The sequence below is a fragment of the Corallococcus praedator genome (assembly GCF_003612125.1).
GTDB classification, from domain to species: Bacteria; Myxococcota; Myxococcia; order Myxococcales; family Myxococcaceae; genus Corallococcus; species Corallococcus praedator.
The window spans coordinates 1-1,739 of the sequence record NZ_RAWI01000727.1; the positions used below are offsets into that span (position 1 = coordinate 1).

The window sequence follows — 1,739 nt, forward strand, 5'->3', positions numbered from 1 at the left end:
GGGAATCATGGCGGGCGGCGAGCATGGCCCACCATCCGTCCGGCGGGCACGACGACGGCCTCGCCCGCGCGGAGCACCCGGGGCTTGAGGAAGCCGGCGTCCACCTCCACCGCGCCCGCCGTCACCGCCAGCAGCGTCTGCGCGTCATGGACGTCCGGCGCCAGGAAGAAGCCCGCAGCCCGGGGCGTGGCCCGCGACGCCTCCACCGTCGAAGGCCGGACCGCCTGGCCCGTGTGCAGCGCCTCGCAGAAGCCCAGCTGCTCGAAGTAGTCCCGCTCGGCCAGGTCCCCCAGCAGGCGGCTCGCCTCGATGCCGCGGACCATCTCCGGGATGATCTCCTCGCCGTAGCGCTGCACCAGCGGCCGGATGAGCTTGTCGAGCGCCATCCGCCGGTGGTGCAGGTCGATGCCGACGTGCTCATCGAAGTAGAGCGTGTCCACGCCCTCACGGCCGAACACCGCCTTGAGGCGCTTGCTGAACTGGCGGTTGAAGTGCGGCACCACCGCTTCGATCCACCACAGCGCGCCCACGTACTCGAACCAGCGCGGCTTGTGGCTGGTGACCCAGTGGAAGTAGCTGGTCATCAGCAGCGAGCTGGGCAGGTACCAGTGGTAGTACGCGTGCACCCCGCTGCTCAGGCCCAACGACTCCAGCAGCCGCTCGAACAGCGTCGAGTGCTTGTGCGGGTGCACGCCGTACCCGAACTCGTCGATGAAGATCTTCATCAGCTCCGAGTGCACCGGACCGAAGTTGCCCGGCAGCGCCCGCGCCATCTGCGACGCCTCGGAGAGGAAGTCGGGGGCCACCTGCAGGATGAAGAGCTTCGCCGCCAGGTCCGGCGCGGCGGACGCCTCCACCCGGCGGCACACCTCGCTGGGCGCGGCCTCGTACCGCGTCAGCAGCTCCTGGCAGTACGACTCCAGGTGCCCGAGCGTCCACGGACCGTCCACGCTGATGTCCTCGGAGAGGAACGCGAAGCAGGTGCGCTCCAGCGCCGGACGAAGCATCGCGTTCGCCGCCATGAAGCCCGGCTCGTAGAACGCGTGGAACGCCCTGCGCTCCTCCTGCGTGAAGGCCTTCACCGGCAGGTAGAGGTTGTTCTGCTCGTAGGCATTGAAGAGCAGCCGGTTGAGCGACAGCGAGCGGTGCGTGAAGAGGGTGCCCGGGCGCACCGGCTCCTCCAGCGAGCCCAGCGTCAGCCCCTCGAGCGCCGTCGGTCGCAGATAGGGGCTGTCCAGCAGCCAGTGCGGACTGGGGCCGTACGGGGGGGCGGACTGGAGGCCCTCCCAGAGGGGGGCCAGTGCCCCCGTGGCGATCAACCGGTGGGTGTCCAGCAGGGTGGGCATCACGAGGTCTCGACGTCGAGCGGCTTGGGCTCGGTCTGGAAGTGGAGCCAGCTGCCCACCAGCGAGCGCGGTCCGCGGAAGTAGCGCTCGCAATGGTGCGCCTCCGCGTACTGCGACACGGGCAGCAACAGCTGGTGCATCCGCGGCAGGTTCGCCAGCGGGATGCGGGGAAAGAGGTGATGCGTGACGTGGTAGTTGTCGTGATGCGGGTGCAGGAAGAACGACACCCAGTTGCTGGGGTGGTTGCGCGTGTAGCCGAGCACCGTCCCGGGCTTGAGCCCGATGTGGTCCGAGATCTCCGCGAAGATCTTGATGAGGTGATACGCGGTCATCTTCGACAGCAACCACAGCCCCGCGAAGGACAGGGCCGCGCCCGCGCCCCCCGCCCACGCC

The 1,739-nt window shown here is 69.2% G+C and carries 2 protein-coding genes; both read right to left on the reverse strand.

The window, feature by feature from the left end; translation table 11 throughout:
* Nucleotides 1-5: 5 nt before the first annotated feature.
* Nucleotides 6-1,346, reverse strand: a complete 1,341-nt coding sequence (locus tag D7Y13_RS41290) for an iron-containing redox enzyme family protein (protein WP_120631055.1) — start codon at nt 1,344-1,346, stop codon at nt 6-8.
* The coding region (locus tag D7Y13_RS41295) for a fatty acid desaturase (RefSeq protein ID WP_208734549.1) at nt 1,346-1,739 on the reverse strand (394 nt) is incomplete at its 5' end. The genes D7Y13_RS41290 and D7Y13_RS41295, both read right to left, overlap by 1 nt.

What these genes read in the sequence shown, in the direction of transcription:
- D7Y13_RS41290 (WP_120631055.1), bottom strand. Translation starts at nt 1,346, where the DNA reads ATGCCCACCCTGCTGGACACCCACCGGTTGATCGCCACGGGGGCACTG.